General features: G+C 63.2%; 2 rRNA genes. Both read right to left on the bottom strand.

Annotated features, from left to right (window positions below):
• Positions 1-23: 23 nt before the first annotated feature.
• Positions 24-2,997 (bottom strand): 23S ribosomal RNA (locus DW037_RS10275).
• Between the two features lie 398 nt (positions 2,998-3,395).
• A 16S ribosomal RNA gene (locus tag DW037_RS10270) occupies positions 3,396-4,901 on the bottom strand.
• The 16S and 23S rRNA genes sit together here, the layout of an rRNA operon.
• Between the last annotated feature and the right edge of the window lie 284 nt (positions 4,902-5,185).

The raw sequence follows: 5,185 nt of genomic DNA, 5'->3' as shown, positions 1-5,185 counted from the left end.
GTCCCGCGGGCCGCGAGGTGCGGTTCCGGAAGAGCTCGGGCGATTAGTGCGGCTCGGCTGAGGCTGTCGCCAGCCTTGCACCTGCCGTCTATCGACCAGGTAGTCTACCTGGGCCCTTACCGGAAGGAGAACTAATCCCTGGAACGGCTTCCCGCTTAGATGCCTTCAGCGGTTATCCGCGCCGCACGCGGCTACCCGGCCGTGCCGTTGGTCGACAACCGGTTCACCGGAGGTGCGTCCACCCCGGTCCTCTCGTACTGGGGGCAGCCTCCATCGATTCTCCTGCGCCCACGGAGGATAGGGACCGAACTGTCTCACGACGTTCTGAACCCAGCTCGCGTACCGCTTTAAACGGCGAACAGCCGTACCCTTGGGACCTGCTCCAGCCCCAGGATGCGATGAGCCGACATCGAGGTGCCAAACCTTGCCGTCGATGTGGACTCTTGGGCAAGATCAGCCTGTTATCCCCGGAGTACCTTTTATCCGTTGAGCGACGGCCCACCCACTCGGGGCCGCCGGATCACTAGAGCCTGCTTTCGCACCTGCTCGGCTTGTGGGCCTCGCAGTCAAGCCCGCTTGTACTCTTGCATTCAAAAGGACGGTTGCCGACCGTCCCGAGCGGACCTTCGCGCGCCTCCGTTACCCTTTAGGAGGCGACCGCCCCAGTCAAACTGCCCGCCTGGCACGGTCCCCGAGCCGGTTGACGGCCTCGGGTTAGGACGCCGGTCGCGCGAGGGCAGTATTCCAAGGGCGGCTCCCCGGGGGCTGGCGCCTCCGGATCGATGCCTCCTGCCTATCCTCTACACGCGGGACCAGCGGCCAATGCCAAGCTGCAGTGAAGGTTCACGGGGTCTCTCCGTCCTTCCGCGGGTAAGTCGCATCTTCACGACCAGTGCAATTTCACCGGGTCCATGGTCGAGACAGCGCCCAAGTCGTTGCGCCTTTCGTGCAGGTCGGAACTTACCCGACAAGGAATTTCGCTACCTTAGGACCGTTATAGTTACGGCCGCCGTTTACCGGGGCTTGGCTTCGGGGCTTCGCGCGATGCGCTAACTCCTCCGCGTGACCTTCCGGCACCGGGCAGGCGTCAGACCCTATACGTCGCCTTGCGGCTTCTGCAGAGTCCTGTGTTTTTGGTAAACAGTCGCTTGGGCCTCTCCACTGCGGCCCGCCTCCGCTCCCGGAGCAAGTCCGTTCACGTACGCGCGGGCACCCCTTCTCCCGAAGTTACGGGGCCATTGTGCCGAGTTCCTTGACCATGGTTGACCCGATCGCCTCGGTATGTTCTACCCACCCACCTGTGTCGGTTTGCGGTACGGGCGCGCACGCGCCTGCCTAGGGGTTTTTCTAGGGACCTCGGGCTCACTCGCTTCGCTCAGATGCTTCGTCCGGAGCCTCGCCCTCGTGCGGACCGGATTTCCCTGGTCCGCGGGCCGCGCTCCATCACGGGGACGTCCAGAACCCCGCCGAGCCACCCCCATCCGTCGCCCCGTCGGTCGTAGCGCCGCGTGCGCGGTGCAGGAATGTCTGCCTGCTGCGCGTCGGCTACGCCTCCCGGCCTCGCCTTAGCCCCCGACTGACCCTGGGAGGATTAGCCTTGCCCAGGAAACCTCGGGTTCACGGCGGACGAGTTACTCTCTCGTCTCTCGCTACTCATGCCAGCATTCTCACTCCCATGCGCTCCACCGCCGGTCGCCCGGCGGCTTCCCCGCCCATGGGAAGCTCCCCTACCGATTCTGAAAATCAAAATCCCGCCGCTTCGGTGTCCAGCTTAGCCCCGTGTATTGTCGGCGCATGTCCACTCGACCAGTGAGCTGTTACGCACTCTTTGAATGCATGGCTGCTTCTAAGCCAACATCCTGGTTGTCTGGGCGGACGCACATCCTTTGCCACTCGGCTGGAACTTGGGGACCTTAGCGGGCGGTCCGGGCTGTTTCCCTCTCGAGCACACAGCTTAGCCCACATGCTCTGACTGCCGCGCTCTGGGCCGCCGGCATTCGGAGTTCGGTTGGATTCGGTAGGCGGCGAAGCCCCCTCGTCCATCCGGTGCTCTACCTCCGGCGGTGAACGCGCGACGCTAGCCCTAAAGCTATTTCGGGGAGAACGAGATATCTCCGGGTTTGATTGGCCTTTCACCCCTATCCGCAGGTCATCGCCGCCGTTTTCAACCGACGTGCGTTCGGCCCTCCACGGGGTCTTACCCCCGCTTCAGCCTGCCCACGGATAGCTCACCCGGCTTCGCGTCCGCGGCGCGGGACTCAAGTCGCCCTGTTAAGGCTCGCTTTCGCTCCGGCTCCCTTTCGGTTAACCTCGCCCCGCGCCAGCGACTCGCTGGCTCATTCTACAAAAGGCACGCCGTCACACCATATAGGTGCTCCGACTGCTCGTGGGCGCACGGTTTCAGGTACTGTTTCACTCCCCTCCCGGGGTGCTTTTCACCTTTCCCTCACGGTACTGGTGCGCTATCGGTCACAGGGTAGTACTCAGGCTTGGATGGTGGTCCACCCAGGTTCGGACCGGGTTTCACGTGCCCGGCCCTACTCAGGGACCGCGTCGCGCCGTCCGGTCTGGGTTCGCGTACGGGGCTGTCACCCGCTGCGGCCGGCCCTCCCATGCCGTTCCGCTCCCCAGCCGGACCTGCGCCCGGGGGCGGCAGCCCCCGGATGCGCGGCCCTGCAACCCCGTCGGCGGAACCCCTGCCGGGTATGCCCGCTCGACGGTTTGGCCATCGGTCCCCTTTCGCTCGCCGCTACTCGGGGAGTCTCGAGATTGATTTCCTCTCCTCCGGGTACTTAGATGTTTCAGTTCCCCGGGTTGTCCTCCCCGCCCCTATGTGTTCGGGGCGGGGATATCCACACCTCTGTGGATGGGTTCGCCCATTCGGAGACCCCCGGGTCGAAGGATGTGTGCTCCTCGCCGGGGATTATCGCAGCTTGCCGCGTCCTTCATCGGCTCCCTGTGCCAAGGCATCCGCCGTGCGCCCGTGGTATCTTGCGGGACCGCATCGGGCCCGCGGGATATCCACGTGTCGCTAATTAAGTTAAATTAATCGATATCATGAATAGCGCTCGTATGTCGCAATTCGGGTATCTCATACCGCGGCACAGTCTTGACTGTGCTCGCGATCAGATGCTCCTCACTCATTTATAAGTGAATTCTTCTTGTTTGGATCGGATGAATGATTGCTATCATTCTGTCTTTAAATCGCAGAAAAGAATCGAGTCTGGAAGAATGATCTTCCATCTCTCTCCTATCGCTATGCGGCTCTCAAGGTACGCGGGTGCGACCCCGGGGACCGGGTGCTGCGGGGACTTCCCCCGGGCGACATCCACCGGACGGGCTCCTGCCCTCTATTCGAGTTAAAGTGTTTTCTCTCTAAGAATGTATCTCCCTAGAAAGGAGGTGATCCAGCCGCACCTTCCGGTACGGCTACCTTGTTACGACTTCACCCCCCTCACCCTCCACACCTTCGGCGCCTCCCCCCTCGCGGTTGGGCCGGCGACTTCGGGTGCAGACGACTCGGGTGGTGTGACGGGCGGTGTGTACAAGGCCCGGGAACGCATTCACCGCGGCATGCTGATCCGCGATTACTAGCAACTCCGACTTCATGGGGGCGGGTTGCAGCCCCCAATCCGAACTGGGGCCGGCTTTCCGGGATCCGCTCCCCCTCGCGGGGTGGCATCCCTCTGTACCGGCCATTGTAGCACGTGTGCAGCCCAGGGCATAAGGGGCATGATGACTTGACGTCGTCCCCGCCCTCCTCCGCCTTGACGGCGGCGGTCCCGCGTGGGTTCCCGGCATCACCCGATGGCAACACGCGGCGGGGGTTGCGCTCGTTGCGGGACTTAACCCAACATCTCACGACACGAGCTGACGACAGCCATGCACCACCTGTATGGGCTCCTCTCGGCCACGGGGTCTCCCCCGCTTCACCCATATGTCAAGCCCTGGTAAGGTTCTTCGCGTTGCTTCGAATTAAGCCACATGCTCCGCTGCTTGTGCGGGCCCCCGTCAATTCCTTTGAGTTTTAGCCTTGCGGCCGTACTCCCCAGGCGGGACGCTTAATGCGTTGGCTGCGGCACGGGGGGATCGTCCCCCCACACCTAGCGTCCATCGTTTACGGCTGGGACTACCAGGGTATCTAATCCTGTTCGCTCCCCCAGCTTTCGCGCCTCAGCGTCGGTCTCGGCCCAGAGGGCCGCCTTCGCCACCGGTGTTCCACCCGATATCTGCGCATTCCACCGCTACACCGGGTGTTCCACCCTCCCCTACCGGACCCAAGCCGCGGAGGTTCCGGGGGCTTCGGGGGGTTGAGCCCCCCGCTTCGACCCCCGGCCTGCCGGGCCGCCTACGCGCGCTTTACGCCCAATGAATCCGGATAACGCTCGCCCCCTACGTATTACCGCGGCTGCTGGCACGTAGTTAGCCGGGGCTTCTTCTGCAGGTACAGTCTCGTCTCTTCCCTGCTGAAAGCGGTTTACGACCCGAAGGCCTCCGTCCCGCACGCGGCGTCGCTGCGTCAGGGTTCCCCCCATTGCGCAAGATTCCCCACTGCTGCCTCCCGTAGGAGTCTGGGCCGTGTCTCAGTCCCAATCTGGCCGGTCGGTCTCTCAACCCGGCTACCCGTTGTCGGCACGGTGGGCCGTCACCCCGCCGTCTACCTGATGGGCCGCGGAGCCATCCCCTCCCGTCGGGGCTTTAGCCGGGGTGCCATGCGGCACCCCGGGGTATCCGGTATTACCCGTCCTTTCGGGCGGCTATCCCGGGGGAGGGGGCAGGTTCTCCACGTGTTACTCAGCCGTTCGCCACTCGCTTCCCTCCGGAGAGGGGTGCCGTTCGACTTGCATGTGTTAGGCGCGCCGCCAGCGTTCATCCTGAGCCAGGATCGAACTCTCCGTCCAAAATATTCTGGGCTTCGAGCCCGTCCGGTCCTCTCAGTTCATCGCTGATCGGTTCCGTTCGATTCATATGGTTCTATTTGATAGGAAAAGGAATTTCTCGGGGCCGCCTCTCGGCGGCCTTGCGAAAAACAAATCCAAGTTAGACCATTTCAAATGGTTCGATGTCTGCCCGGATGCGACACTCGTAAGTGTCCATCCTCGCAGTATCCGGTTCTCAAGGTGCACGCCTGGCGGCTGATCCGGTCCGACCGGGCCGCGCGGCAAGGAGATATATTGCCAGACCG

Origin of the sequence: Collinsella sp. AF39-11AT, from assembly GCF_003474585.1 — a bacterium.
Taxonomy (GTDB): domain Bacteria; phylum Actinomycetota; class Coriobacteriia; order Coriobacteriales; family Coriobacteriaceae; genus Collinsella.
The sequence above is the reverse complement of the archived record's forward strand: the minus strand, read 5'-3'. Positions and strand labels throughout refer to the sequence as shown.